This is a genomic window from Variovorax sp. DAIF25, assembly GCF_050711835.1.
Classification (GTDB): Bacteria; Pseudomonadota; Gammaproteobacteria; order Burkholderiales; family Burkholderiaceae_C; genus Variovorax.
This window is the reverse complement of record NZ_CP136636.1, coordinates 6237130-6262811: the sequence shown is the minus strand read 5'-3', so window position 1 is coordinate 6262811 and position 25682 is coordinate 6237130. Positions and strand designations below refer to the sequence as shown.

Annotated in this window: 26 protein-coding genes; 15 read left to right on the top strand and 11 right to left on the bottom strand. The window is 70.4% G+C overall.

Annotated features, from left to right (window positions below; all coding sequences use genetic code 11):
- Nucleotides 1-35: 35 nt before the first annotated feature.
- The 9 genes from R0232_RS28995 to alkB all read left to right on the top strand — a co-directional run bounded on the left by R0232_RS28995 (nt 36) and on the right by alkB (nt 8709).
- Nucleotides 36-1106: an extracellular solute-binding protein gene (locus R0232_RS28995; protein WP_093341086.1), complete on the top strand. Its 1071-nt coding sequence runs from the start codon at nt 36-38 to the stop codon at nt 1104-1106.
- Nucleotides 1107-1203: 97 nt separating this feature from the next.
- Entirely contained in the window at nt 1204-1953 is a 750-nt protein-coding gene (locus R0232_RS28990; protein WP_093341085.1) for a GntR family transcriptional regulator, read from the top strand.
- The gene (locus R0232_RS28985; protein WP_177239245.1) at nt 1950-2288 is read left to right on the top strand and encodes a hypothetical protein; all 339 of its coding nucleotides are present in this window, start codon (nt 1950-1952) and stop codon (nt 2286-2288) included. The genes R0232_RS28990 and R0232_RS28985 overlap by 4 nt, the downstream gene beginning before the upstream one ends.
- 22 nt (nt 2289-2310) lie before the next feature.
- A complete protein-coding gene (locus R0232_RS28980; protein ID WP_431510303.1) occupies nt 2311-4560 on the top strand; it encodes a N,N-dimethylformamidase beta subunit family domain-containing protein in 2250 nt (749 codons plus the stop codon).
- A gap of 8 nt (nt 4561-4568) precedes the next feature.
- Nucleotides 4569-5381 (top strand): shikimate dehydrogenase family protein, encoded by an 813-nt coding sequence (locus tag R0232_RS28975; RefSeq protein WP_431510302.1) that lies wholly within the window; start codon nt 4569-4571, stop codon nt 5379-5381.
- 145 nt (nt 5382-5526) lie between these two features.
- The gene (locus R0232_RS28970) at nt 5527-6087 is read left to right on the top strand and encodes a TetR/AcrR family transcriptional regulator (RefSeq protein ID WP_093341080.1); all 561 of its coding nucleotides are present in this window, start codon (nt 5527-5529) and stop codon (nt 6085-6087) included.
- 118 nt (nt 6088-6205) lie between these two features.
- Nucleotides 6206-6946, top strand: a complete 741-nt coding sequence (locus R0232_RS28965; protein WP_431510301.1) for an SDR family oxidoreductase — start codon at nt 6206-6208, stop codon at nt 6944-6946.
- Nucleotides 6947-6992: 46 nt separating this feature from the next.
- Nucleotides 6993-7973, top strand: coding sequence for an NAD(P)H-dependent flavin oxidoreductase (locus tag R0232_RS28960; protein WP_057591373.1), 981 nt, complete (start codon nt 6993-6995; stop codon nt 7971-7973).
- An 82-nt stretch (nt 7974-8055) separates the two neighbouring features.
- The gene (gene alkB, locus R0232_RS28955) at nt 8056-8709 is read left to right on the top strand and encodes a DNA oxidative demethylase AlkB (protein WP_431510300.1); all 654 of its coding nucleotides are present in this window, start codon (nt 8056-8058) and stop codon (nt 8707-8709) included.
- Between the two features lie 9 nt (nt 8710-8718).
- Here the strand turns inward: alkB and R0232_RS28950 are convergent, their stop codons facing one another.
- Complete coding sequence (locus R0232_RS28950) at nt 8719-9516, bottom strand: 2-keto-4-pentenoate hydratase (protein ID WP_431510299.1); 798 nt, start codon at nt 9514-9516, stop codon at nt 8719-8721.
- A 124-nt stretch (nt 9517-9640) separates the two neighbouring features.
- Between R0232_RS28950 and R0232_RS28945 the strand changes: the two genes are divergently transcribed.
- On the top strand, nt 9641-10162 hold the full coding sequence (locus R0232_RS28945; protein ID WP_431510298.1) for a hypothetical protein: 522 nt from the start codon (nt 9641-9643) through the stop codon (nt 10160-10162).
- Between the two features lie 18 nt (nt 10163-10180).
- Here the strand turns inward: R0232_RS28945 and ureG are convergent, their stop codons facing one another.
- The 8 genes from ureG to R0232_RS28905 form a co-directional block, all read right to left on the bottom strand.
- The gene (gene ureG / locus R0232_RS28940; protein ID WP_093341072.1) at nt 10181-10831 is read right to left on the bottom strand and encodes an urease accessory protein UreG; all 651 of its coding nucleotides are present in this window, start codon (nt 10829-10831) and stop codon (nt 10181-10183) included.
- A 23-nt stretch (nt 10832-10854) separates the two neighbouring features.
- Nucleotides 10855-11535 carry an urease accessory protein UreF gene (locus R0232_RS28935; protein WP_431510297.1) on the bottom strand — a complete coding sequence of 227 codons (681 nt, stop codon included), beginning with the start codon at nt 11533-11535 and terminating at the stop codon, nt 10855-10857.
- A gap of 332 nt (nt 11536-11867) precedes the next feature.
- Entirely contained in the window at nt 11868-12470 is a 603-nt protein-coding gene (gene ureE / locus R0232_RS28930) for an urease accessory protein UreE (protein ID WP_057591397.1), read from the bottom strand.
- A 101-nt stretch (nt 12471-12571) separates the two neighbouring features.
- Entirely contained in the window at nt 12572-14290 is a 1719-nt protein-coding gene (ureC, locus tag R0232_RS28925) for an urease subunit alpha (protein ID WP_093341067.1), read from the bottom strand.
- Nucleotides 14278-14961 (bottom strand): LysE family transporter, encoded by a 684-nt coding sequence (locus R0232_RS28920; RefSeq protein WP_431510296.1) that lies wholly within the window; start codon nt 14959-14961, stop codon nt 14278-14280. Before R0232_RS28920 ends, ureC begins: the two co-directional genes overlap by 13 nt.
- A 12-nt stretch (nt 14962-14973) precedes the next feature.
- A complete protein-coding gene (locus R0232_RS28915; RefSeq protein WP_057591400.1) occupies nt 14974-15279 on the bottom strand; it encodes an urease subunit beta in 306 nt (101 codons plus the stop codon).
- 16 nt (nt 15280-15295) lie between these two features.
- Nucleotides 15296-15904: a HupE/UreJ family protein gene (locus R0232_RS28910; protein ID WP_431510295.1), complete on the bottom strand. Its 609-nt coding sequence runs from the start codon at nt 15902-15904 to the stop codon at nt 15296-15298.
- Between the two features lie 37 nt (nt 15905-15941).
- Complete coding sequence (locus tag R0232_RS28905; RefSeq protein ID WP_057591402.1) at nt 15942-16244, bottom strand: urease subunit gamma; 303 nt, start codon at nt 16242-16244, stop codon at nt 15942-15944.
- Between the two features lie 126 nt (nt 16245-16370).
- On the opposite strand from R0232_RS28905, the gene R0232_RS28900 reads away from it, so the two are divergent.
- The 3 genes from R0232_RS28900 (at nt 16371) to R0232_RS28890 (ending at nt 21790) form a co-directional block, all read left to right on the top strand.
- Entirely contained in the window at nt 16371-19979 is a 3609-nt protein-coding gene (locus R0232_RS28900) for an ATP-binding protein (RefSeq protein ID WP_431510294.1), read from the top strand.
- A 7-nt stretch (nt 19980-19986) separates the two neighbouring features.
- On the top strand, nt 19987-21012 hold the full coding sequence (locus tag R0232_RS28895; RefSeq protein ID WP_431510293.1) for a response regulator: 1026 nt from the start codon (nt 19987-19989) through the stop codon (nt 21010-21012).
- Between the two features lie 76 nt (nt 21013-21088).
- The gene (locus R0232_RS28890) at nt 21089-21790 is read left to right on the top strand and encodes a hypothetical protein (RefSeq protein ID WP_431510292.1); all 702 of its coding nucleotides are present in this window, start codon (nt 21089-21091) and stop codon (nt 21788-21790) included.
- Here R0232_RS28890 and R0232_RS28885 read toward each other — a convergent pair.
- Nucleotides 21777-22409: a CGNR zinc finger domain-containing protein gene (locus R0232_RS28885; RefSeq protein ID WP_431510291.1), complete on the bottom strand. Its 633-nt coding sequence runs from the start codon at nt 22407-22409 to the stop codon at nt 21777-21779. The two genes, R0232_RS28890 and R0232_RS28885, sit on opposite strands and share 14 nt — an antisense overlap.
- A 143-nt stretch (nt 22410-22552) precedes the next feature.
- On the opposite strand from R0232_RS28885, the gene R0232_RS28880 reads away from it, so the two are divergent.
- Nucleotides 22553-23419 carry an alpha/beta fold hydrolase gene (locus tag R0232_RS28880; protein WP_431510290.1) on the top strand — a complete coding sequence of 289 codons (867 nt, stop codon included), beginning with the start codon at nt 22553-22555 and terminating at the stop codon, nt 23417-23419.
- 4 nt (nt 23420-23423) lie between these two features.
- Here the strand turns inward: R0232_RS28880 and R0232_RS28875 are convergent, their stop codons facing one another.
- On the bottom strand, nt 23424-24344 hold the full coding sequence (locus R0232_RS28875; protein ID WP_093341057.1) for a LysR substrate-binding domain-containing protein: 921 nt from the start codon (nt 24342-24344) through the stop codon (nt 23424-23426).
- Between the two features lie 107 nt (nt 24345-24451).
- Here R0232_RS28875 and R0232_RS28870 point away from each other — a divergent pair, with 107 nt between their 5' ends.
- Nucleotides 24452-25660 carry a pyridoxal-phosphate dependent enzyme gene (locus R0232_RS28870; protein ID WP_431510289.1) on the top strand — a complete coding sequence of 403 codons (1209 nt, stop codon included), beginning with the start codon at nt 24452-24454 and terminating at the stop codon, nt 25658-25660.
- Nucleotides 25661-25682: the final 22 nt, after the last annotated feature.

Below are 25682 nucleotides of genomic sequence, written 5' to 3'. Positions count from 1 at the left end.
GTTTTTTCCTGGTCCTCACTCACAAGGAGTTCGCGATGATGAAATGTCTGGCTCGAAGCAAGGGTGCCGCCCTCGCGCTGCTCGCCTGCGCGGCGTTCACCGGCGCCTCGGCGCAGGGGCTCGAGAAGGAACTGGTGATCGCCACCACCGGCGGCCTGATGGAGAAGACGCTGGTGCAGTACTTCTACACCCCCTTCTCCAAGGCCAAGGGCGTGGAGGTGGTGCCCGCCGCCATCGAGGTGCCCGACCAGTGGGCCAAGGTGCAGGCCATGTCGCGCAGCGGCGGCATGGAGTTCGACATCGTGACCGCCACCCCGCCCGACCTGGTGCAGAAGAAGGAGCTGCTGCAGGCCATCGACTGCAGCAAGCTGCCCAACGTCACCGCCAACGGCGTGAAGGGCGCCTGCACCACCTACGGCGTGATGCGCACCGTGGGCGGCATGCAGATCGGCTACAGCACCGAGGCCTTCAAGGGCGCCAACGTGCCCAAGACCTGGGCCGACTTCTGGGACACGGCCAAGTTCCCCGGCCCGCGCGGCCTGCCCGACACCGGCGACCGCGAATGGTGGGTGCCGGTGGCGGCGCTGCTGGCCGACGGCGTCGCGCCCGACAAGCTGTTTCCGCTCGACCTCGACCGCGCCTACAAGAAGCTCGACAAGCTGCGTCCCAACGTCGCCGTCTGGTGGAAGAGCGGCGACCAGCTGCAGCAGATCATGCGCAACAAGGAAGTGGTCATGAGCATGGGCTACTCGGGCCGCCTGATCTCGCTGATGAACGCCAAGGTGCCGATCGCCGTGTCGTGGGACGGCGCCGTGCGCGATGTCGGCTACATGTCGATCCCCAAGGGCGCGCCGCACCCGAAGGCGGCCATGGCCTACCTCGACTTCTTCTATGCCTCGGCGCCCGAGCAGCACGTGAACTTCGTCAATGCCGTCAACTACGACACCGGCAACGGCAAGACCGCGAGCCTGTTCCCGCCCGAGCGCCGCGCCATGCTCGCCACCTCGGCCGAGAACTTCGACAAGCTGATCGTGGCCGACTACGAGTGGATCGGCAACAACCGCCAGATGCTGCGCGACCGCTGGATCGCCTGGCTGGGACGCTGATCCCGATCGCGTGAGTGCCGCTCGCGGGGCCACGGCAGGGCCACAATACGCCGCCGCGCGATTCCCGGCACACACGCAATCAAGGAGAGAGAAGCCCATGGCAACCCCGGTCATCAACGTGGTCGAACGCACCAATCTGGCGAGCCAGATCTACGAGCACCTGCGCGAGCAGCTGATGTCGGCCACCTTCCAGCCGGGCCAGCGCCTGAAGATCCGCGAGCTGGCCAAGACCATGGGCACCAGCGAGACGCCGGTGCGCGAGGCCCTGATCCAGCTCGTGCGTGACCGCGCGCTCGAGATGAAGGAGGGCTACTTCATCCGCGTGCGCCAGCTCTCGCTGGCCGAGTACCTCGAGCTGCGCGACATCCGGCTCGCGCTCGAGCCGCTGGCGGCCGAGCGCGCGGTGCCGCTGCTCGACAACGCCACCATCAAGCAGCTCACCGAGAGCCACCGGCTGCTGGTGCGCGCGGAGAAGACCAAGGACTACCGCGCCGCGCTGCAGCACAACTTCGACTTCCACTTCGGCATCTACCGCCACTCGGGCATGCCGCAGCTCACCGAGCTGCTGGACCGCATCTGGGTGCAGGTGGGGCCGATGATGAACTTCCTCTATCCCCACGGCCACCCGACCTACGACGCCGAGCACCAGCACGTGAACGTGCTGCGCGGGCTGCAGCAGCGCGACACCGCGCTGGTGCGCCACGCCATCGAGCAGGACCTGATCGAGGGCGGACGCGACTTCGTGCGCGTGCTCGGGGAGATCGATGCCAATCCCGCGCGCGCCGAAGAACTGCTCGCGCTGCGCAACCAGCCGCCACCGACCGGCAGAAAGCCTCCCACCCCATGATGGACCACACCAGCGACCCGAACGCGGCGCGCTACGTACTCGACCCCAAGCGCACCGACCTCGCGCGCGAATTCCGCGGCTGCATCCGCGGACCGCACAGCGAGGAACTGAAGAAGCTCCTGCATCGCATGCGCTGGGGCGCCTTCCCCGGCCGCTATCTGCTGGTGATGGTCGAGCCGGGCCGCCGCTGGGCGCTGGCGCAGATGCCCGACGAGCGCGGCCAGAAGGTCAAGGTGTTCCACGACGTGGTGTTCGAGTCGCTCGACGACGCCGAGTGGCATGTGTTCGGCCTGCGCTGGAAGGCGCTGACCGGCACCGAGCTGAAGCTGGATTGAAGAAGAACACCGCGAGACGACCATGAGCGCCCCCATCGACACCAATGCCTTCGTCGGCTACCCCGACACCCTCAGCGTGCGCGCCGGCGAACGCATCCGATTCCACCTCAGCAGCGAAGCGAAGCAGCAGGCCGACGTGAAGTTCGTGCGCGTGCGCTGCGCCGACGCCGACGCCACCGGGCCCGGCATCAAGTACCGCGAGCTCACGTCGCCGATCGACGGCGTGCATGCGGTCGCGTTCCACGAGGCGCCCTGCGGCTCCTTCATGTCGGTGCCCGCCGATGCGCGCCTCGCGCCCGAGGGTGCGTTCTCGTTCGGCTGCTACGTCTGGCCGACCCGGTTGCTGGCCACGCCGCAGACCGTGCTCGCGCGCTGGTGCGAGGACAGCGGCCGCGGCTGGGCGCTGCAGCTGTCGCGCGAGGGCCTGCGCCTGCGCGTGGGCGGCGCCGATGGCGCGATCGAGCTGAAGACCGATGCGCCGCTCGAGCAGCGCCGCTGGTACTGGGTGCAGGGCGCGCTCGATGCGACGACCGGCGAGATGGTGCTGTCGCAATGCCGGCTGGCCGACGGCGCGCTGCCCGAGCAGCGCCGCGAGGCGCGCGCGACCAAGCCGGGCGGCTGGCGCCTCGATTCGCAGGGCCCGCTGACCGTGGCCGCGCATGCGCTGTCGGCCACCGGTAGCCGCTGCGGCGCGCACTACGACGGCAAGATCGAGGCACCGCGCATCGCCGAAGGCCTGCTGGGCGTGGATGCGCTGCGCCGCTGCGACGACCTCGCGCGCCCGGGCCTGGCCGATGCCGCGCTGATCGCCTGCTGGGACTTCTCGCACGGCATCGACACGCTCGAGGTGCTCGACCGCTCCTCCAACCGCCTCGACGGCCGGCTGCACCAGCTGCCCTGCCGCGGCATGACCGGCGTGCACTGGACCGGCGACGTGCACGACTGGCGACTGGCACCGCGCGAGTACGGCGCCATCCATTTCCACAGCGACGACATCTACGACTGCGGCTGGCCCGCGACGCTCGAGCTCGACGTGCCGTCCGACTGGAAGTCGGGCTTCCACGCGCTGCGCCTGCGGCCCGTGGACGGCAGCGCGGCCGAGACCTTCATCACCTTCTTCGTGACGCCCGCGGCCGATGCCAGGCGCGCGCCGCTCGCGGTGCTGGCCGCGAGCATGACCTACATGGCCTACGCCAACAGCGCGCTGCGGCTGCACGCGGTGCACTTCGAGGTGCTGACCGAGCGCCTGCTGATGCTGACCGGCGACGACATCTACCTGCAGGAACATCCCGAGGTCGGCCAGTCGACCTACGACCACCACATCGACGGCAGCGGCCGCGCCTACAGCTCGTGGCTGCGCCCGGTGCTCAACATGCGGCCGCGCTCGCAGCCCGGCAACCTCGCGATCGACAGCCACTTCCTCGACTGGCTCGAGGAGAAGGGCATCGACTACGACGTGGTGACCGACGTCGAGCTCGACCGCCAGGGCGCGGGCGCGCTCGCGGGCTACCGCGTGCTGGCGACACTGTCGCATCCCGAGTACTACAGCGAGGCGATGATGAACGGCATCATGGCCTTCCAGAACGCGGGCGGACGCCACCTCGCGCTCGGCGCCAACGGCTTCTACTGGCGCTGCGCCTTCCATCCGAAGGCGCCGGCCGCGGTCGAGGTGCGGCGCGGCATGGCCGGCACGCGGACCTGGGAATCGCAGCCCGGCGAGGTGCACCTGGCCGGCACCGGCGAGCCCGGCGCGCTGTGGCGCCACAGCGGCTTCGCGCCGCAGAAGCTGATCGGCGTGGGCTTCTCGGCCATGGTCTACGACCACGCCGGCTACTACCTGCTGACGCCCGATGCGGCCGACGCGCGCGTGGCCTTCGCGGTCGAGGGCATCGCGCAGGGCGAGCGAATCGGCGACTACGGCGTGCGCATCGGCGGCGCGGTCGGCATCGAGATCGACCGCTTCGACGTCGGCCTCGGCTCGCCGCCGCATGCCGTGATGCTCGCGACCTCGCACGGCCTGGGCCCGGGCGCGCTGCCCACGCCCGAGGAGTACCGCACCACGGTGCATGGCCTCGACGGCGAGCAGAACGCGCTGGTGCGCGCCGACATGGTGTTCTTCGAGACCGCCAGGGGCGGCGCGGTGTTCTCCACCGGCTCGATCTCCTATGTGCTCTCGCTGAGCCACAACGGCTACGACAACAACGTGAGCCGCATCACCGGCAACGTGCTGCGGCGCTTCCTCGATCCGGCCCCGTTCGAGCTGCCCGCCTGAGCGTTGCCATGACCGAGATGCGCATCACCGGCCGCACCGGCATCATGCTGATGCTGGCCGATCCCGTGGCCCACGTGGTGGGCTCGCTGCGGCTCAACGACCGCTTCGCGGCCGAGGGCCTGGACATCGCGGTGTCGCCGCTGCACGTGGCGCCCGCCGACCTCGCGACCGTGATCGACGCGCTGCGCCGCATGCGCAACGTGCTCGGCTTCGGCGTGACCATCCCGCACAAGATCGCCGTGCTGCCGCTGCTCGACGCGACCACGCCGCGCGCGGCGCGCATCGGCGCGGTCAACTTCGTGCGGCGCGACGCCGAGGGCCGGCTCACGGGCGACAACCTCGATGGTCGCGGTTTCGTCGACGGGCTCGCGGGGCAGGGGATCACGCTACAGGGGCGCCGCGTGCTGCAGCTCGGCGCGGGCGGCGCGGGGCGCGCGGTGGCCTTCGGCATCGCCGAGGCGGGCGCGCGCGAACTGGTGATCCACAACCGCACGAACGAGCGGGCCGAGGCGCTGGCGGCCGATGTGGCCACCGCGTACCCGGACTGCAACGCGCGCGCGGGCACGAACGACCCGCGCGGCTTCGACCTCGTGGTCAACACCACCTCGATGGGCATGCACGAGGGCGATGCGTTGCCGCTCGACGTGGCGCACCTGGCGGCAGGCACCGACGTGGCCGAGATCATCATGACGCCCGCGATCACGCCGCTGCTGGCCGCGGCGCAAGCGCGCGGCTGCCGCATCTCGCTGGGCACCTCGATGCTCGATGCGCAGTACGTGCTGGTGAAGAAATTGCTCGGGATCGGTGCGCCGGCCGTCTGAAAAGGCCTTCCACGGCGGGCGCGGGCCTTGCAAGGGACCCGGGAAAACGAGCAGCGATCGATGGCCTGGCGTCAGGATGGCTGAACGATCGTATGTTATTTTTCCCATCGCCCTGTCCACCGGAATCCCGCGCCGAGGAACCGCCATGCGCTACGCCCCCAACCACAAGGAAGAGACCCGCGAGAAGCTGCTCGAGAGCAGCCGAGCGATCGCCAAGAAGGGGGGCTTCAGCAGCACCGGCGTCGATGCGCTGATGTCGGCCATCGGACTCACGGGCGGCGCCTTCTACAGCCACTTCGGCTCCAAGGGCGAACTGTTCGCGGCGCTGATCGAGCGCGAGATGGAGAACAGCGCCGAGATGCTCGCGGGCACGCCCGACTCGCCGCCCGACCACGTGGCGCGCTGCCTCAAGAGCTACCTCAGCAGCGCCCATGCCCTGCACCCCGAGACCGGCTGTGCGCTGCCCGCGTTGGGCGCCGAGATCGCGCGCTCCGACCCGGCCGTGCGCGCGGCGGTCGAGCGCGGCCTGAAGAAACTGCACAAGGCCTGGAGCCAGCGCCTGGCGGGCGACGACGACGCGGCCTGGGCCGTGATGGCGCAGTGCGTGGGCGCGCTGCTGATGGCGCGCGTGGTCGAGAACGACCGCACGCGCCAGGACATCCTGAACTCGACCCGCCGCGACATCGAGCGCAACCACCTGGACTGAAACCCGCCGGCCGCATGCGGTGCATGCGCCATCGGAATGCTGTCGCGCGCTCGATTGACAGCCCGATGCCTCTCCTTTACCGTGCTTTGGTCCACGAGCGTTCAATCAAGGAGACGACATGAGCCAGGGCAATGCGGGCGCCGGTGTGGCGCTGATCATCGGCGCCGGCGATTCCACCGGCGGGGCGATCGCCAGGCGCTTCGCGGCCGGCGGCTACACCGCCTGCGTGACGCGGCGCGACGCGCAGAAGCTGCAGCCGCTGGTCGAGAGCATCGAGGCGGCCGGCGGCAAGGCCGTGGCCTTCGGCTCCGATGCGCGCAAGGAGGAGGAGGTGATCGCGCTGTTCGAGCAGGTCGAGCGCGAGGTCGGGCCGGTCGAGGTGCTGGTGTTCAACATCGGCGCCAACGTGCCCTCGAGCATCCTCGAGGAGACCGCGCGCAAGTACTTCAAGATCTGGGAGATGGCCTGCTTCGGCGGCTTCCTCAACGGCCGTGAAGCGGCCAAACGCATGGTCGAGCGCGGCCGCGGCACGATCATCTTCACGGGCGCCACCGCGGCCCTGCGCGGCGCCGCCAACTTCGCGGCCTTCGCGGGCGCCAAGCATGCGCTGCGCGCGCTGGCCCAGAGCATGGCGCGCGAGCTGGGGCCGCGCAACATCCACGTGGCGCACGTGGTGGTCGACGGCGCGATCGACACCGAGTTCATCCGCACCAGCTTCCCCGAGCGCTACGCGCTGAAGTCGGAGGACGGCATCCTGAACCCCGAGCACATCGCCGAGAACTACTGGCACCTGCACACGCAGCCGCGCGATGCCTGGACCTTCGAGCTCGACCTGCGTCCGTACATGGAACGCTGGTGAGCGAGTTGCCGCGCTTTCCTCTTCGTCCCTTCATCTTCCATCGATCATGAAAACACGCATCACCGAACTCTTCGGCATCCGCCATCCGATCATCCAGGGCGGCATGCACTACGTGGGCTTCGCGGAACTCGCGGCCGCGGTGTCGAATGCCGGCGGCCTCGGCATCATCACCGGGCTCACGCAGAAGACGCCCGAGCTGCTGGCGCGCGAGATCGCGCGCTGCCGCGAGATGACCGACCAGCCGATCGGCGTGAACCTGACCTTCCTGCCGACCTTCTCCAAGCCGCCCTATCCCGAGTACATCGCCGCGCTCATCGAGGGCGGTGTGCGCATCGTCGAGACCGCGGGCCGCAGCCCCGAGGAGCACATGCCGGCACTCAAGGCGGCCGGCGTGAAGGTGATCCACAAGTGCACCTCGGTGCGCCATGCATTGAAGGCCGAGCGCATCGGCTGCGACGCGGTCAGCGTCGACGGCTTCGAGTGCGGCGGCCATCCGGGCGAGGACGACGTGCCCAACATGATCCTGCTGCCGCGCGCGGCCGACGAGCTGCGCATTCCCTTCGTCGCCTCGGGCGGCATGGCCGACGGCCGCAGCCTCGTGGCCGCGCTCGCGCTCGGCGCCGAGGGCATGAACATGGGCACGCGCTTCATCGCCACGCAGGAGGCGCCGGTGCACGAGAACGTCAAGCGCGCGATCGTCGCGGCCAGTGAGCTCGACACGCGGCTGGTGATGCGCGGCCTGCGCAACACCGAGCGCGTGCTCAACAACAAGGGCGTGGAGGAACTGCTGGCGATCGAGCGCGCGAAGGGCGCGGACCTTCAGATCTCGGACATCCACGACCAGGTGGCGGGCATCTATCCGCGCGTGATGATCGAGGGCGACGTGGACGCGGGCGCCTTCAGCTGCGGCATGGTGGCGGGCCTGATCCACGACGTGCCGACCGTGCAGGAACTGGTCGACCGCATCATGGCCGAGGCCCATGGGCTGATCGCGGCGCGGCTCGCGGGCATGCTCGAGACCGCCTGAGACCACACCGGCGGCACCGGATGTCCGGAACCGGCCGGACCCGGTGCGCCGGCTTGCGGTATTTTCGAGGGCCGCATCCGCCATGACCCTCGACCTCTTCCCCGCCACCGACGAACCGTTTCGCGCACCCGAGCCGCTGGGCCCGGGTGCCTGCGTGCTGCGCGGCTTCGCGCTGCCGTTCGCGAGCGAGTTGCTGGCCGCGCTGCCGCGCATCGAGGGCGTGTCGCCGTTCCGGCACCTGGTCACGCCTGGCGGCTACACCATGTCGGTGGCGATGACGAACTGCGGGCCGCTGGGCTGGGTCAGCGACCGCAGCGGCTACCGCTACGACGCGATCGATCCGTTGTCGCAAAAGCCCTGGCCCGCGATGCCCGCCGCGTTCGCGCGGCTCGCGCGCGAGGCGGCCGAGACGGCGGGCTTCGCGGGCTTCAGGCCCGATGCCTGCCTCGTCAACCGCTACGAGCCTGGCACCCGGCTCTCGCTGCACCAGGACCGCGACGAGCGCGACCATGGCGCGCCGATCGTCTCGGTGTCGCTGGGCATGCCGGCGGTGTTCCAGTTCGGCGGGCTCGCGCGCGGCGACGCGGTCGAGCGCGTGCCGCTCGCGCATGGCGACGTGGTGGTGTGGGGCGGCCCCGACCGGCTGCGCTTCCATGGCGTGCTGCCGCTCAAGGACAAGCCGCATCCGCTGCTGGGCAGCGTGCGCATCAACCTGACCTTTCGCAAGGCCGGCTGAGCCGCGCGCTCAGCGCAGCGTGACTTCGAGGCCGTCGAAGGGCGCGTCGAACTCGCTGCGCCAGACCTGGCCGGGCGCGATCGGCCAGGCGTCGGTCCAGGTGCCGGTGGTGACCACCTCGCCCGGCTGCAGCGCGGGTGCGCCGGGGCAGGCCTGCAGTTCGTGCAGGAAGTGCAGCAGCGCATGCAGCGGGCCGTCGAGCACGTTGGCGCCGGTGCCTTCCTCGACCTGCGTGCCGTCGCGCGACAGGCGCAGGCGCGTGCGCGCGAGCAGCGCATCGAGCGCCGCGCCGTCGCTCGCGAAGTCGCGCAGCGGCCGCTGCCGTCCGACCAGCAGGCGTGCATGCAGCCCGCCATCGGCCACGGTGTCGGCGGCGCCGAACTTCCAGCCTTCGCAGTGCGACTGCACGATCTCGAAGCCCGGCGCGATCCATTCGACGCAGGCGAACAGCTGCTCGAGCGTGGCGCCCTGCGGCGGCGTGGCGGCGATGCCGAACACGACCTCGGGCTCGATGCGCGGCTGCACCGTGCCCGCGAGATCGACGCTGCCCTGGCCGTCGCACAGCGTCAGCGTGGTGTTCCACACCGGGCCCCAGATCGGCGCGAAAACGCCATAGCGTTGCCAGATGGTGCGGTTGGTGAAGCCGACCTTGTAGCCCACGGGCCGTTCGCCGCGCGCGAGCCGCAGGGCGCGCAGCGCGAGCGCATCGGCATAGGCGGCGGGCAGGCCGGCGGGGCCGCGGTCGGGGCGATCGGCAGGCCACAACGCGGCCCGGTCGTAGTGGTCGAGCACGTCCTGGGGAGTCATCGGGCCAGTCTACAAAGGGCCGGCGGGTCGTGTATCGGCAGTTACACGGTGCCGTCGCGAACTCGGGGCGATACTGCGGGTCACAGGCCGCTGTCGCCCGTTTTGCCCGTTTCGCCGTCCCCCGATGTCCATTCCTTCCTTCTCTTCACCCGTAGCGCGCCTGCTCGGCGCCGGTGCCCTCTGTCTCGCGAGCCTCGCCGTGCAGGCGCAAGCGCTGCCACCCGGCGTGCGGCTCGGCATGTCGGCCGACGAGCTGCGTGCCGCGCTGCCTTCGGCCGAGCGCGTGGCGCGGCCGCAGCGGCTCGCGGGCGGCCTGCTGGGAAGCTGGCATGGCGCGCCCCAGGCCCTGGCGGGGCTGGTGTTCGAACCGACCTTCTTCTTCGCCGATGCGCAGCTGCGGCGCGTCGAGTACGCGGCCTCGGCGCAGGGCCTGCCCGATGGCGGCGGCGCGGCGTTTGCCGAACTGCTGCAGTGGGGCCGTGGCGCCTTCGGCGCCGAACTCGCGGCCAACGACCCGGGCAGCGCCTATGCGGCCTGGAGCAGCGGCGAGATGGACGTCTACGTGCAGCGCGTGGGCGATCCGCGCCGCGCGAGCGTTCGCCTGGTCTACAAGCAACGCCAGCTGCGCGACGGCAGCGAACTGTGAAGCCGTGAGTTGGCGGCCTCAGGCCGTCTTGAGCATCCCGCGCTCCTCGATGAAGCGCACCACCTCGGCCACGCCGGTCAGGGTCTTGAGGTTGGTCATCACGTAGGGCTTCTGGCGGCGCATGCGCTGCGTGTCCTGCTCCATCACGTCGAGGTTGGCGCCCACGTAGGGCGCGAGGTCGGTCTTGTTGATGACGAACAGGTCGCTCTTGGTGATGCCGGGGCCGCCCTTGCGCGGGATCTTCTCGCCCGCGGCCACGTCGATGACGTAGATCGTGAGGTCCGAGAGTTCGGGGCTGAAGGTGGCCGCGAGGTTGTCGCCGCCCGATTCGACGAACACCACGTCGGCATCGGGAAAGTCCTCGAGCATGCGGTCGATGGCCTCGAGGTTGATCGAGGCATCCTCGCGGATCGCGGTGTGCGGGCAGCCGCCGGTCTCCACGCCCATGATGCGTTCGGCCGGCAGCGCGCCGGCCACGGTCAGCAGGCGCTGGTCTTCCTTGGTGTAGATGTCGTTGGTGATCGCGACCAGGTCGTAGCTGTCGCGCATCGACTTGCAGAGCATCTCCAGCAGCGTGGTCTTGCCCGAGCCGACGGGGCCGCCGATGCCCACGCGCAGCGGCGGCAGCTTCTTGGTGCGGTTGGGGATGTGGTGCAGGGCGGAGGTCATGGTGGGTGCGTGAAGGAAAAAATCTAGCTGCGGAAGAGCCGCGAATACTGGGTTTCGTGCCGCGCCGACAGCACGGCCAGCAGCGGCGCGAAAGCCTGCCGATCGTCGTCGGACAGCTGCATCGCATGGTTCACGGCCGCGGGAATCTCCTGCGCGAGCCGCCCGAGGATGCGTTGTCCCGCGCTCTGCCCGAGCGGCACGGCCTTGACCGCGGCCGCGACCATGTTCTCGGCCCAGCCGAAGGCAAAGGCCAGGCAGCCGTCGTGCACCGAAGCACCCGAGCGGTGGGCCGCGAACGCGAAGGCCACGGGATAGCTCGCGGGCAGGCCGGCGAAGACCTCGGCCGTGTCGGCATGGTGCAGCTTGAGCCATTCGACGAAGGAGCGGCCCATCTGCTCGGTCTGCAGGAAGAACTCGGCCGATTCGCGGGTTTGCAGCACCCAGTCGTTGAGCGTGCGGATGCGCTGCGCATCATCGGTGCGCCAGGCCGCGATGGCTTGCGCGACCAGCGCAAGGTCGCCGCGCGCGAAGCTCAGGTGCAACTGGTCGGACAGCCATTCGGCGGCGCTGGCCTCTGAGTCGACGCCGGCCCATTCGACCGCGGCTTCGACGCCTTCGGAGTACGAGAAGCCGCCGACCGGGAGGGCGGGGGAGGCTAGCCAGATGAGCTGGAGGAGGCTTTGGGGCTGTGGTGTGTCAGCCATGTCGGCTCTCGTCCGAAGGGTGACGCATCGGTTGTTCTGGTCCGGGGCGCGTGCACAGGACAGCGGGTACTTCCCTCCGCGAATGTCCCCCGCCTTCGGCTCCTCCTTTATTTCGCTGCGGGAAGCACCCACTGCCCTGTGCACGAGAAGCGCAGCGGTGGTGCCGGCCGATCAAGCACGGCGCGTCAGGCGCACGTCGATGGGGTACTCCCCGCAGCGAAATAAAGGAGGAGCCCGAAGGGCGGGGGACATTCGCGGAGGGGAGTACCCCATCGGCGTGCGCCCGCCCCCACCGAAACAAACGGCCTCGAACGGAGATCCCAGCCCCCATCTCAGTGAGAGTGCCCATGATGACCATGGTCATGCGCATCGAGCAACTCCGGCGCCAACACCAGCGGCTTCGGCCCCGAAGAGTGCGCATGACCATGCGAGTGATCATGGCCGTGGTCATGGCTATGACCACCCCCATGCGAATGCTCATGCGACCCATAGGCCCCGCCCTCGGGTTCGAAGGCCTCCTCGACCGCCACCACGATCAGGTGCATCGACCGCAGCATGTCGGCCAGCACATGGTCGGGTTCGATCTTCAGGTGGTCGGGCTTGAGCTCGATCGGCACATGGCGGTTGCCCAGGTGGTAGGCCGCGCGCGTCAGGTCGAAGGGCGTGCCGTGGGCCGTGCAGTGCGTGATGCGCAACACCGGCTGCGGGGCGGCGATCACGCGCACCAGCGAACCGTCTTCCGCCACCAGCACGTCGCCGCCGCGCACGGCCGTGCCGCGTGGCAGGAACACGCCGATCTGCCGGCCCTGCGAATCGGTGGCGTCGAAACGGCTTTTCTGGCGCACGTCCCAGTCGAGTTCGATGGTGGCGGCGCGCTTGAGCAGCACGGGCGCGAGGCCGCGGCCCTGGGGCATGAGTTTGTTGGCGGTGAGCATGGTGCGGTGGGACGCGTGGCGCGTCTGAAGACAGGAACGATGCTTTCAAGGATACGCAGCCTGTCAAGCCGGCGTGCCGCGCCGGATTTTCGGGCCTTGTCTCAGAACAGGAAGTAGCGCTGCGCCATCGGCAGCAGCTTCGCCGGTTCGCAGGTCAGCAACTGCCCGTCCGCGCGCACCGCATAGGTCTGCGCATCGATCTCCATCTTCGGCGTGTAGCCGTTGTGGATCAGGTCCTTCTTGCGCACGTTGCGGATGTTCTTCACCGCCGCCAGGTTCTTCGCCAGCCCGTAGCGTTCCTTGATGCCCGCGGCCAGGCCGGCCTGCGAGACGAAGGTCAGCGAGCCCTTCGCGAGCGAGCCGCCATAGGCGCCGAACATCGGGCGGTAGTGCACCGGCTGCGGCGTCGGGATCGAGGCGTTGGGGTCGCCCATCGCGGCCATCGCGATGCTGCCGCCCTTGATGATGGTGAAGGGCTTCACGCCGAAGAAGGCAGGTTTCCACACCACGATGTCGGCCCACTTGCCGACCTCGATCGAGCCGACCTCGTGCGCGATGCCGTGCGCGATCGCGGGATTGATCGTGTACTTGGCCACGTAGCGCTTGGCGCGGAAGTTGTCGTTGCGTGCGCTGTCCTCGGGCAGCGTGCCGCGCTGCAGCTTCATCTTGTGCGCGGTCTGCCAGCAGCGCAGCACCACCTCGCCCACGCGGCCCATGGCCTGGCTGTCGGAGCTGAACATGCTGATCGCGCCGAGGTCGTGCAGCACGTCCTCGGCGGCGATGGTTTCCTTGCGGATGCGCGACTCGGCGAAGGCCAGGTCCTCGGCGATGCCGGCGTCGAGGTGGTGGCACACCATGAGCATGTCGACGTGTTCGTCGAGCGTGTTCACGGTGTAGGGCATGGTGGGATTGGTCGACGAGGGCAGGAAGTTCGCCTCGCCCACCACGCGCAGGATGTCGGGCGCATGGCCGCCGCCCGCGCCCTCGGTGTGGAAGGCGCAGATCGCGCGGCCGCCCACGGCCGCGATCGTGTTCTCGACGAAGCCCGATTCGTTGAGCGTGTCGCTGTGGATCGCCACCTGCGTGTCGGTGGCGTCGGCCACGTCGAGGCAGTTGCTGATCGCCGAGGGCGTGGTGCCCCAGTCCTCGTGCAGCTTGAGGCCGATCACGCCGGCCTCGATCTGCTCGTGCAGCGCGCCGGGCAGGCTGGCGTTGCCCTTGCCGAGGAAGCCGAGGTTCATCGGGAACGCGTCGGCCGCCTGCAGCATGCGCTCGATGTGCCAGGGCCCGGGCGTGGAGGTGGTGGCGAAGGTGCCGGTGGCGGGGCCGGTGCCGCCGCCCAGCATGGTGGTCACGCCCGAGGCCAGCGCCTCCTCGATCTGCTGCGGGCAGATGAAGTGGATGTGGCTGTCGATGCCGCCGGCGGTGACGATGTTGCCCTCGCAGCTGATGATCTCGGTGCCCGGGCCGATCACGATATCGACACCCGGTTGCACGTCGGGATTGCCGGCCTTGCCGATGGCGGCGATGCGGCCGTCCTTCAGGCCGATGTCGGCCTTGACGATGCCCCAGTGGTCGAGGATCAGCGCGTTGGTGAGCACCGTGTCGACGGCACCCTGCGCGCGCGTGCGCTGCGACTGCGCCATGCCGTCGCGGATCGTCTTGCCGCCGCCGAACTTGACCTCCTCGCCGTAGCCGCCGGCGCGCAGCGTGTAGTCGGCCTCGACCTCGATCAGCAGCTCGGTGTCGGCCAGCCGCACGCGGTCGCCCACCGTGGGGCCGAAGATTTCTGCGTAGGCGCGCCTGCCTATGGTTGCCATGTCGTTCCTTGTCTTGCGGGGGAGGCCGCGGGCCGGTTCTCGGCGGGGCCGGTGAAATTCAGCAGGTCGCGCATCGAGGCGACCGCCAGCGCCATGAACGCGATAGCGCACAGGCGGTGCGTCACGCCGGCCCAGCGCGATGCCGAGCGGCCGAAGAGCCTGGCGACGAGGCCCGCGCAGACGAAGCACCAGAGCACGGAGGCCGCCATGAAGCCGGTGAAGAAGACGGCGTAGTGGGCGGTGGTCGGCTGGTCCATGCCGAGGCCGGCCATGGCGCTGCCGAGCGCGGCCCAGTAGGCCAGGTTCTGGGGATTGGTGGCGGAGAGGATCACGCCCGAGCGCAGCGCCCGCTTCGCGGGCACGGCCTGCGCGCGCTCGATGCCGGCATCGCGCCTCGCTGCGCGCCAGCTGTCGGCCGCGAGCCAGGCGAGATAGAGCACGCCGGCGATGCCCAGCGGCCAGCGCAGGGCATCGATCTGCATCAGCGCGCCCGCGCCGGCCAGGCCCAGCACGGCCCACAGCGCGTCGCCGACCAGCGAGCCCACCTGGACGGCGAAGGCCGGACGGAAACCGCCCTGCAGTCCCTGGCGTACGGTTTCCGCGAACACGGCCCCCGGCGCGGCGTTGAACACCAGGCCCAGCAGAAAGGCGGAGAGCGCGAGTGACAGCATGCCGGCGCCCGCTCAGAGCTTGCCCTGAACCAGTCCGCGGAAGCCGTAGACGATGCGGTCGCCCGAGAAATCGACCAGCTCGACCGTGCGCTGCTGCCCCGGCTCGAAGCGCACCGCGGCGCCCGAGGCGATGTTCAGGCGCATGCCGCGCGCGGCCTCGCGGTCGAAGCCGAGGGCGCCGTTGGTTTCGGCGAAGTGGTAGTGCGAGCCGACCTGGATCGGCCGGTCGGCCGTGTTCTGCACCACCAGCGTGAGGGTGCGACGGCCCGGGTTGAGCGGGTGGTCGCCGTCGTCGGTGAGGATTTCGCCGGGGATCATGGACCGGGGCCTCGCCTCAGATCGCCTGCGCCAGCAGCGTGGCGCCGAGGCCGACCACCGCGGCGCCCGCGATGCGCGGCAGCCAGGCGTTGGCATGGCGCAGCGCCCAGCCCAGCGCGATGCCGGCGGCATGCAGCAGCACGGTCGCGCCGACCATGCCGGCGAGGGTGAGGGCGGCGTCGTGCTCGCCCGCGAGCTCGTGGCCGTGCGCCACGCCGTGGAAGACCGCGAACAGGCCGACCACCGCCATCGCGACGCCGGCCGGCAGGTGCACGCGCGTGACCACCAGCAGGCCCAGCACCAGCAGCGAGGCCGCGATCATCGGTTCGACGGCCGGCAGCTGCAGCCCGGCCAGGCCGACCAGCGCGCCCGCCAGCAGCATGCCGGCGAAGGCCAGCGGTGCCCACAGCAGGTCGGGCCAGGCGCGGCGCGCCGACAGCGCGCTCCAGACGCCCACCGCGACCATCGCCGCGAGATGGTCGGCGCCGGTCAGCGGATGCATGAAGCCGGCCACGAGGCCGTGGTGCAGGCCGCCGTCGACGCCGGTGTGGGCGCTGGCCGCCAGGGGCAGCAGGGCGGCGGCGGCGAACAGGGCGAGGGTCCTGGAGGAGATCGATGGGCGCATGAGGGCTTGTCCTTGGTTGTTCTGGGTGTGCGGTCGTTCAGACGATGGGCTGGTGCACCGTCACGAGCTTGGTGCCGTCGGGGAAGGTGGCTTCGACCTGGATGTCGGGAATCATCTCGGCGATGCCGTCCATCACGTCGGCGCGCGTCAGCACGCTGCGGCCCTCGCTCATGAGCTCGGCCACGCTCTTGCCGTCGCGTGCGCCTTCCATGACGGCGGCCGAGATCAGGGCGATGGCTTCGGGGTAGTTGAGCTTGAGGCCGCGGGCCTTGCGGCGTTCGGCGAGCAGCGCCGCGGTGAAGATCAGCAGCTTGTCTTTTTCGCGCGGAGTCAGTTCCATGGAGACGGCATCGGGTGGCGGGAGGAGGCGGCCATTATGGGCAGAGCAGGGCTGTTGCAACAGTCGTGCCCTGTTCGCCGAATGCCGTATGGCACCGGGTCCGCGGGGCGCCGGGTGGCACGAAAGATGCACCGAAACGGTGTGAACCCTGGTCCGCCCTCCGCCGTCCCCCCCACCGAGTCCGACGACGCGCCGCAGCGCATCGTCAAGGTGCGGCGCGACTACAACAGCTGGGTCGCGAGCGAAACCCTCGAGGACTACGCGCTGCGCTACACGCCGCAGCGCTTTCGCAAATGGTCCGAATGGCGGGTCGCCAACACGGCCTTCGGCGCGGCCTCGTTCCTGATCCTGGAGGCGGTGGGCGCCACGCTGCTGGTGCAGTACGGCTTCGCCAACGCCTTCTGGGCCATCCTGGCAACGGGGCTGATCATCTTCCTCGCGGGCCTGCCGATCAGCGTGTACGCGGCGCGCTACGGCGTCGACATGGACCTGCTCACGCGCGGCGCCGGCTTCGGCTACATCGGCTCCACGCTGACCTCGCTGATCTACGCGAGCTTCACCTTCATCTTCTTCGCGCTCGAGGCGGCCGTGATGGCCTACGCGCTCGAGCTGGCGCTGGGCATCCCGCCGGTCTGGGGCTACCTGGTCTGCGCGCTGGTGGTGATCCCGCTGGTCACGCACGGGGTGTCGGCAATCAGCCGGCTGCAGCTGTGGACGCAGCCGCTGTGGCTGCTGATGCTGGTCGTGCCCTTCGCCTATGTGCTGGTGCGCGATCCTGGTGCGTTCGCGGGCATCACGCACTACAACGGCGCCAAGGGTGGTGCGCAAGGATTCAACTTGCACCTGTTCGGTGCCGCTCTCACGGTCGGCATCGCGCTCATCACGCAGATGGGCGAGCAAGCCGACTACCTGCGCTTCATGCCCGCGCGCACCGCGGCCAGCCGCGGCCGCTGGTGGGCCGGGGTGCTGGCGGGCGGGCCGGGCTGGGTGGTGCTGGGCGTGGTCAAGATGCTCGGCGGCGCCGCGCTGGCCTACCTCGCGATCACGCACATGGTGCCGGTGGAGCGCGCGGTCGACCCGAACCAGATGTACCTCGCGGCCTACGAGTACGTGTTCCCCGACTACGGCTGGGCGGTGGCGGCCACCGCGCTGTTCGTGGTGATCTCGCAGCTCAAGATCAACGTCACCAACGCCTACGCGGGCTCACTGGCCTGGAGCAACTTCTTCTCGCGCGTGGCCCACAGCCACCCGGGGCGCGTGGTGTGGGTGGTGTTCAACGCGCTGATCGCCTTCATGCTGATGGAGATGAACGTGTTCGAGGCGCTGGGCGACGTGCTCGGGCTGTTCGCCAACATCGCCATCGCCTGGATGATGGCCGTGGTGGCCGACCTGGTCATCAACAAGCCGCTGGGCCTGTCGCCGCCGGGCATCGAGTTCAAGCGTGCCCACCTGTGGGACATCAACCCGGTGGGCGTGGGCGCGATGGCGCTGGCCTCGCTGCTGTCGATCACCGCGCACCTGGGCGTGTTCGGACCGCTGGCGCAGGCCTTCTCGGCGCTGATCGCGCTCGGCACGGCGCTCGTCGCCTCGCCGCTGCTGGCCTGGGCCACGGGCGGGCGCTACTACCTGGCGCGCGGCTCGGTCGAGGGCGCCGCGGTGGCCGCTGGCCGGCCGGTGCAGTGGGCCCGGGTGGAATCCGAAGGCGCCTACCGCCGCCTCGCGGTGCAGCGCTGCGTGATCTGCGAGCGCGAGTACGAAGGCCCCGACATGGCCCACTGCCCGGCCTACCAGGGCGCGATCTGCTCGCTGTGCTGCACGCTCGACGCGCGCTGCGGCGACCTCTGCAAGCCGCATGCGAGCCTGTCGGCGCAGTGGTCGGCGGTGCTGCGCTGGCTGCTGCCGCGGCGCAGCTGGCGCTACCTCGACACCGGCCTGGGCCACTTCCTGCTGCTGATGCTGATCATCGTGCCGCTGTTGGCGGTGGTGTTCGGCGTGCTCTACCAGCAGGAGCTGCGCGCGCTCGGCGAGAGCGCGCTCGAGCTGGCCGCGCGGAGCGAGGTGGCGCAGGCGCTCGCGGCCGCGCAGCAGGCCTCGCTGCGCTCGGGCTTCCTCAAGGCCTACATGGCGCTGCTGGTGATCGCGGGCATCGTGGCCTGGTGGCTGGTGCTGGCGCACCAGAGCCGCAAGGTGGCGCAGGAGGAATCGAACCGCCAGACCCACCTGCTGGTGCGCGAGATCGAGCTGCACCGCGAGACCGACCGCGCGCTGCAGTCGGCCACGCGCACCGCCGAGGAGGCGCGCGAGGTGGCCGAGCAGGCCAAGCTCGCGGCCGAGCAGGCGCGGCGCGCCGCCGACCAGGCCAACCAGGCCAAGAGCCGCTACATCAGCGCCATCAGCCACGAGCTGCGCACGCCGCTCAACAGCATCCTCGGCTATGCGCAGCTGATGGGCGAGGACCATTCCGTGCCGCCGCACCGCCAGCAGGCGGTGGCGGTCATCAAGCGCGGCGGCGAGCACCTGCTGTCGCTGATCGAGGGCACCCTGGCGATCGCCCACATCGAGGCCGGCAAGCTCACGCTGCATGCGCGGCCGATGCGCTTCGCCGACACCCTGCGCGAGCTGGCCGACATGTTCGAGCTGCAGGCGGCCGAGAAGGGCCTGGCCTTCCGCTTCGAGGCCGCGGGCACGCTGCCCGAGGTGGTGCGCGCCGACGAGAAGCGGGTCTGCCAGATCCTCATCAACCTGCTGGGCAACGCGATCAAGTTCACGGCCGCCGGCCAGGTCACGCTGCGCCTCGCTTATGCGCGCGAGTTCGCCGCGGTGGAAATCGAGGACACCGGCCCGGGCATGACGGCGGCCGAGATCGAGCGCATCTTCGAGCCTTTCGCGCGCGGCGATTCGGCCGGCGCCGCGGCCGCGCCGGGCGCGGGGCTGGGCCTCACCATCGCCAAGATGCTGACCGACCTGATGGGCGGCGAGATGAAGGTCAGCAGCACGCCGGGCGTGGGCTCGCTGTTCTGCGTGCGGCTGTTCCTGCCGCGCGTGCACGAGGCGGTGGCCGGTACCGACCGCCCGCAGCCGGTGCAGCGCGCGCGGCGCGGCTACGAGGGCGCGCGCCGCCGGCTGCTGGTGGTCGACAACGAGGAGGCCGACCGCGAGCTGCTGGGCCATGTGCTGGCGCCGCTGGGCTTCGAGCTGCGTAGCGCGGCCAGCGGCCACGATGCGCTCGACCTGATCGCCGCCGGTTACCGGCCCGACGCCATGTTCGTCGACCTCGCGATGCCCGGCATCGACGGCTGGGAGACCATCCGCCGCGCGCGCCGGCTCGGGCTGGCCGATGCGGCGGTGGCGATCGTCTCGGCCAACGCCTTCGACAAGGGGCTCGACAACGACGTGGAGATCGCGCCCGAGGATTTCTTCGTGAAGCCGGTGCGCCACACCGAGCTGCTCGACTGGCTCGAGCGCCGGCTCGGCCTGCGCTGGACCGAAGCGGCCGCGGCGAGCGCGCCGGCGCCGGTGCAGCCGGTGCTGCGGCCGCCCTCGCGCGAGCGGCTGCGCGCACTCGACGAGGCCGTGAGCCTCGGCTACTTCCGCGGCATCATGAACCAGCTCGACGCGATCGACGGCGAGCAGCCCGAATGCGCCGCCTGGACCGAGGCGCAGCGCGTGCTGGCGCGGCAGTTCCAGTTCGAGGCGATGGGCCGCGCGCTGGCCGAGGCGGCCCATGCGGGATGACAAACAGATGAACACACCGGTCCCCCCTGTCGAACCCGTGCCGCTCGCGCAGTCGCTGCGCGACAAGAGCGCCAACAGCGACCTGGTGCTGATCGTGGACGACGTGCCCGACAACCTCGCGGTGCTGCACGACGCGCTCGACGAATCGGGCTACACGGTGCTGATCGCCACCAACGGCGAGCAGGCCTTGCAGCGCGCCGCGCAGGCGCGGCCCGACATCGTGCTGCTCGACGCGATGATGCCGGGCATCGACGGCTTCGAGGTCGCGCGCCGGCTCAAGGCCGACGGGATGACGGCGCACATCCCGATCGTCTTCATGACCGGCCTGACCGAGACCGAGCACCTGGTGGCCGCGCTCGAGGCCGGCGGCGTGGACTACGTGACCAAGCCGATCAAGCCCAAGGAGGTGCTGGCGCGCATGAACGTGCACCTGCAGGGCGCCCGGCGCGCGCGCCAGGTGGCGCGCCAGGCCGGCCAGGCGCGCAACGCGCTCGACGCCTTCGGCTACGCCAGCATCACGGTGCGGCTGCCCGAGGGCCGGCTGATCTGGCAGACGGCGCTGGCGCGCGACCTGCTGCAGCGCTACTGCGAGACGCGCGCGCCCGAGACCCCGGCCGCCGTGCTCGACTGGCTGCGCAGCCATGCGCCGGCGGCGCGCCAGCGCGGCGTGGAGCCGCCGGCGTTGTCCATCGCGCAGGGCGCCAGCAGCCTCACGCTGCGGCTGCACCAGCAGACCGGGCACGACGACGACGGCGACGAGTGGATGATCATCATGCGCGAGGTGTCCGACACCGCCGTGATCGAGGCCATGAGCCTGAGCCTCAAGCTCACGGCGCGCGAGGCCGAGGTGCTCTACTGGGTGGTCAAGGGCAAGACCAACAAGGACATCGGCGAGATCCTCGGCAGCAGCCCGGCCACGGCCAAGAAGCACCTCGAGCGCGTCTACGTGAAGCTCGGCGTGGAGACGCGCACGGCCGCGGCCGGCGTGGCGATCAAGCGCATCCGCGAGCTGCAGCCGCAGTTCGAGATCTAGCGTTCGAGCCGCGGCGTCACGCCGCCGACTTTCCGCCTGCCTAGAATCGCGCGCCGGTTCCACCGGAACGCCCGCGATGAAGAACAACGAACACGCCACGAGAGGGACGCGCATCGGATGGCTGCTGGCCGCCTGCGGCCTGTGGGCCGGCGCGAGCGCGCACGCGGCCGGCCATTTCGACATCGACGATGCCGCCACCCTCGATCCGGGCCAGTGCCAGTACGAGACCTGGTGGGGCCGCACCGGCACCGAGCCGGTCATCGGCTTCCACCTGGGCCCGGCCTGCCGCATCGGCCCCGTGGAGCTGGGCTTCAACCTCGACCGGCTGTCGACGCTGGGCGTGCGCACGGTCACGGGCGGGCCGCAGATCAAGTGGAACTTCTTCGGCCCGGCGCCCGATGCGACCTGGAGCGCCGCGGTCTCGGCCGGCACGGTGTCGGACTTGCGCACCGGCGGCCGCACGGGCGGGCAGTTCGTGCTGCCGGTCACCTGGCGCCCCACGCAGAGCCTGCAGATCCACGCCAACCTCGGTGCCGACTGGGCGCCCGGCACAGGCCAGCGCACGACGCGCGGCGGGCTGGCCTGCGAGTGGGCGCTCAACGACACGCTGTCGCTGATCGCCGAACGCAGCCGCGTCTCGCGCCTGTGGACCTCGCGCGTGGGCGCGCGCCTGAACCTGACGCCGCTGATCAGCCTGGACCTCAGCGCCTCACGCACCGGGCCGCAGGGCGTGCGCGGTGTCGTGATCGGCCTGAACCACGAGTTCAGCTGGAACTGAGGTTGCGCCGCGCCCGGTGCGCGGCCGCCTTCGCGCGGTTGCCGCACGAGGCCATGCTGCACCAGCGGCGCGAGTGGGTCTTGGTGCGGTCCAGGAACATCAGCGTACAGGCGTGGCCCTCGCAGGCGCGCACCCATTCGAAACGCTCGTCGCACAGCAGCCCGGCCATGGCGCGCGCGATCGGCTGCAGCAGCTGATCGGGCGTCGAGAAGGGCTCGACGCGGCGCAGCCGCAGGCCGCCGCCCTCGGGATCTTCCGCCACTTCCACATGGCTCTGGTCCTGCGCGAGCAGGCGGTTCAGCGCCTCCAGTTCGGCCGCCGCCTCCACGTCGAGCGGCCGGCCCGCGTGGCGTTCGGCGAAGTGCCGGAAGCCGTCGCGCAGCGCGCGCGCCCGCCGCGCCACCGCATCGAGCGCGGCCGCGCCGCCCTTGGCGGCCTGCAGCCGTTCGGCATCGGCCGGCGCGATCTGCTTCGCCGCCAGCAGCCATTGCAGCAGCGCCGCGCCGTCGGCCAGCCATTCGACGCGCACACCGTCGGGCGTGGCGGTGCTATTGACGAAATCGAGCGCGAGATGGTCGCCGACGAAGGGCGCGGGCATGGGGACGGCGGTGGTGGTCATGGCAAAGCTCCTGGCGCGATGATAACCGTCAAAAAATAGATTGACAGGTTACTCAGTCATGAATAACCTTTAAAAACGTCGTTAGCAGGTTATTCAAGTCCGGGAGTCCCCGGGCGCCGCCATCGGCTTGCAGGAGTCTTCCCATGGTTCGTTTCCACACCGTCGCCGTCGGCGCGCACAAGGTCTTCTATCGCGAGGCTGGCGATCGCTCGCGGCCCACCTTGCTGCTGCTGCACGGCTTCCCGAGCTCGTCGCACATGTTCCGCAACCTGATCCCGCTGCTGGCGGACCGCTTCCATATCGTCGCGCCCGACCTGCCGGGCTTCGGCTTCACCGAGTCGCCCGCGCGGCCGGCCTTCGCCTACAGCTTCGACAACCTCGCGAAGGTGATCGAGGGCTTCACCGACGCGCTCGGGCTGCGGCGCTATGCGATCTACGTGTTCGACTACGGAGCGCCCGTGGGCTTCCGGCTCGCGCTGTCGCGGCCCGAGCGGGTGAGCGCGATCGTGTCGCAGAACGGCAATGCCTACGAACAGGGCCTGAGCGAGGGCTGGGGCGTGCTGCGCACCTATTGGCGCGAGCCGAATGCCGCCAACCGCGAGGCCGTGCGCGCGGCCCAGCTCACGCACGAGGCCACGGGCTGGCAGTACGTGCACGGCACGCCCGATCCGCTGCAGGTGGCGCCCGAGGCCTGGGAGCTCGACTGGGCCCTGATGCAGCGGCCCGACAACATCGAGATCCAGCTCGACCTGTTCCTCGACTACGCGAACAACGTGGCGCTGTATCCGAAGTTCCACGACTACTTCCGCAACCACCGTCCGCCTTTCCTCGCGATCTGGGGCCGCAACGATCCCTTCTTCCTGCCGCCGGGCGCCGAGGCCTTCAAGGCCGACAACCCGAACGCGCAGGTGCGTTTCCTCGACACCGGCCACTTCGCGCTCGAGACGCATGCGGCGGAGATCGGCGCGGCGATCGGCGAACTGCTGGGCCGGTTGCCGGCCGAGGGCTGAAGGCTCAGCGCAGGTAGCGTTGCATGCGCTTCTCGTCGTCGGCCAGTTGCTGGCGCATCACCGAGAGGAAGTCGCGCGCGGTCGACGACAGCACCTTGCCGGCCGGCAGCGCGAGGATGCAGGCGAAGGAGATGTCGACCGACAGCTTGCGCGCCACCAGGCCGCGCTCGGCGTAGTCGAGCGCGGTGATCGGATTGACCAGGCCCACGCCGAGCCCGCGCAGCGCCATCTCGCAGACGCTGGCGGCGTAGGGTGTCTGCACCACCATGCGCAGCGCCAGGCTCTTCTGCGCCAGCGCGGCCTCGAGCCGGCGGTGCGAGGGGTCCTCGGGGTTGAGCGCGAGGAAGGGTGCCTCCACCAGCTGCTCGGGCTCGATGCTCTTGAAGCGCGCGAGCGCATGGCCCTGCGGCATCACGACCACGCCCGGGAAATGCGCGAAGGTCGAATGCTCGAGGCCCTCGAGCGAGAGCTCGTCGGCCATCAGGCCGAAGTCGGAGATGCCCATCGAGACCCGGTCGCGCACGTCCTTGGAACTGAGCACCTGCAGCGACACCTGCGGCCAGGCGCTCGCGCCGCGGTGCGCCTTGAAGCGCTCGAGCGCGCGCGGCATGAAGCCCAGCCCGAAGGCCGGATAGCAGCTGAGCTCGAGCTGGTTGGTGCCGAAGTCGCGCAGGCTGCGCACCCGGTGCTCGATCGCGTCCATGCCAATGAACACGCGCTCGACCTCCACCCACAGCGCGCGCGCCTCGGGCGTGGGCACCAGCCGCCCGCCGGTGCGCTGGAACAGCTGCATGCCGGCCTGCGTCTCGAGCCGCTTGAGCGACTGGCTGATCGCCGGCTGCGTCACATGCAGCAGCGCCGCGGCCTTGCGCGTGGAACTGCTGCGCATCAGCGCCCGGAAAGTCTCGATCTCCGCAAATCGCATCGATAAGTTCCGTTATCGGTTGAGTATTTTGGGCATTCTGATTTTATTTCCGAACGCATAAGATTCGGCCCGCCACCCCGACCGACTCCTTCACACCCTACAGTGCGATGACACTCCACGCGCTCGATACCTTGCCCGCCGACCTTTCTTCCGACGCCGCCGCGGACGAGGCCCTCGCGGCCGATGCCGTGCGGCCGCTGCGCAATCCGCAACTGCGCGGCCTCCAGTGCCTGCGCTGCGAGACGCTCTATCCGGTGTCCTCGCTCAACGAAGGCTGCCCGGCCTGCCGCCGCATGGGCGTGCACATCGGCCTGCGGGCCAGCTACCTGCCGGGCACCGACGCCGGCATCCCGATGCCCTACCTGCCGGGCTTCACGCTCGGCGAAGGCGACACGCCGCTGCGCGAGCTGCCCGAACTGGCGCAGCGCCTCGGCGTGGCGCGGCTGGCGCTCAAGGACGAATCGGTCAACCCGACCGGCTCGCACAAGGATCGCATGACCGCCGTCGGCGTGGCGCAGGCGCTGGACGCCGGCGCCCACACGCTGGTGCTGGCCTCCTCGGGCAATGCCGCGGTCTCGGCCGCCCACTATGCCTGGGCCGCGGGCCTGTCCTGCGAAGTCGCGGGTTATGAAGGCCTGCCGGCCGCCTATGCGCGCCAGCTCGACGCGCTCGGCGCGCGGCGCTATGCCTTCTCCGACAACGCGGGCCGCTGGGCCTTCGTGCGCGAGCGCGCGCAGCATCCGGGCTACTTCGCGCTCACCAACTATCGGCTGCCCGCGCTGGGCAGCGCCCCGCTGGCGATCGAGGGCTACAAGCCGATCGCGGCCGAATGCCTGGCCGAGGGCGGCCTGCCCGACCACATCGTGGTGCCGACCGCGCGCGGCGACCTGGCCTGGGGCATCTATGCGGGCTTTCGCGACCTGCTGGCGGCCGGGCGCATCGCGCGGCTGCCGCGGCTGTGGCTGGTGGAGCCGTTCCCGCGGCTGTCGCGCGTGCTCGCGGGCGGCGCCGTCAACGGCAGCTACCCGGGCCACACGGCGCAGTTCTCGACCGCGGGCGCCACCGTCACCTACCTGCAATGGCAGGCCGCCACCGCCACCGCCGGCGGCGCGGTGGTGGTCAACGACGACGAGGCGCGCGTGGCGCGGCGGCTGCTGACGGCCGCCGGCGTGAGCGCCGAACTCTGCGCGGCCGCGGGCCTGGGCGCGCTGCGGCAGTTGCGCGACAACGGCCTGGTGGCGGCCGATGCGCACGTGGTGCTGATGCTCACCGCGAGCGCTGCCTGCGACCCGAGCTGGCCCGATCCGCCGGTCTGAGACCGGTTCTTTCTTCCTTCGT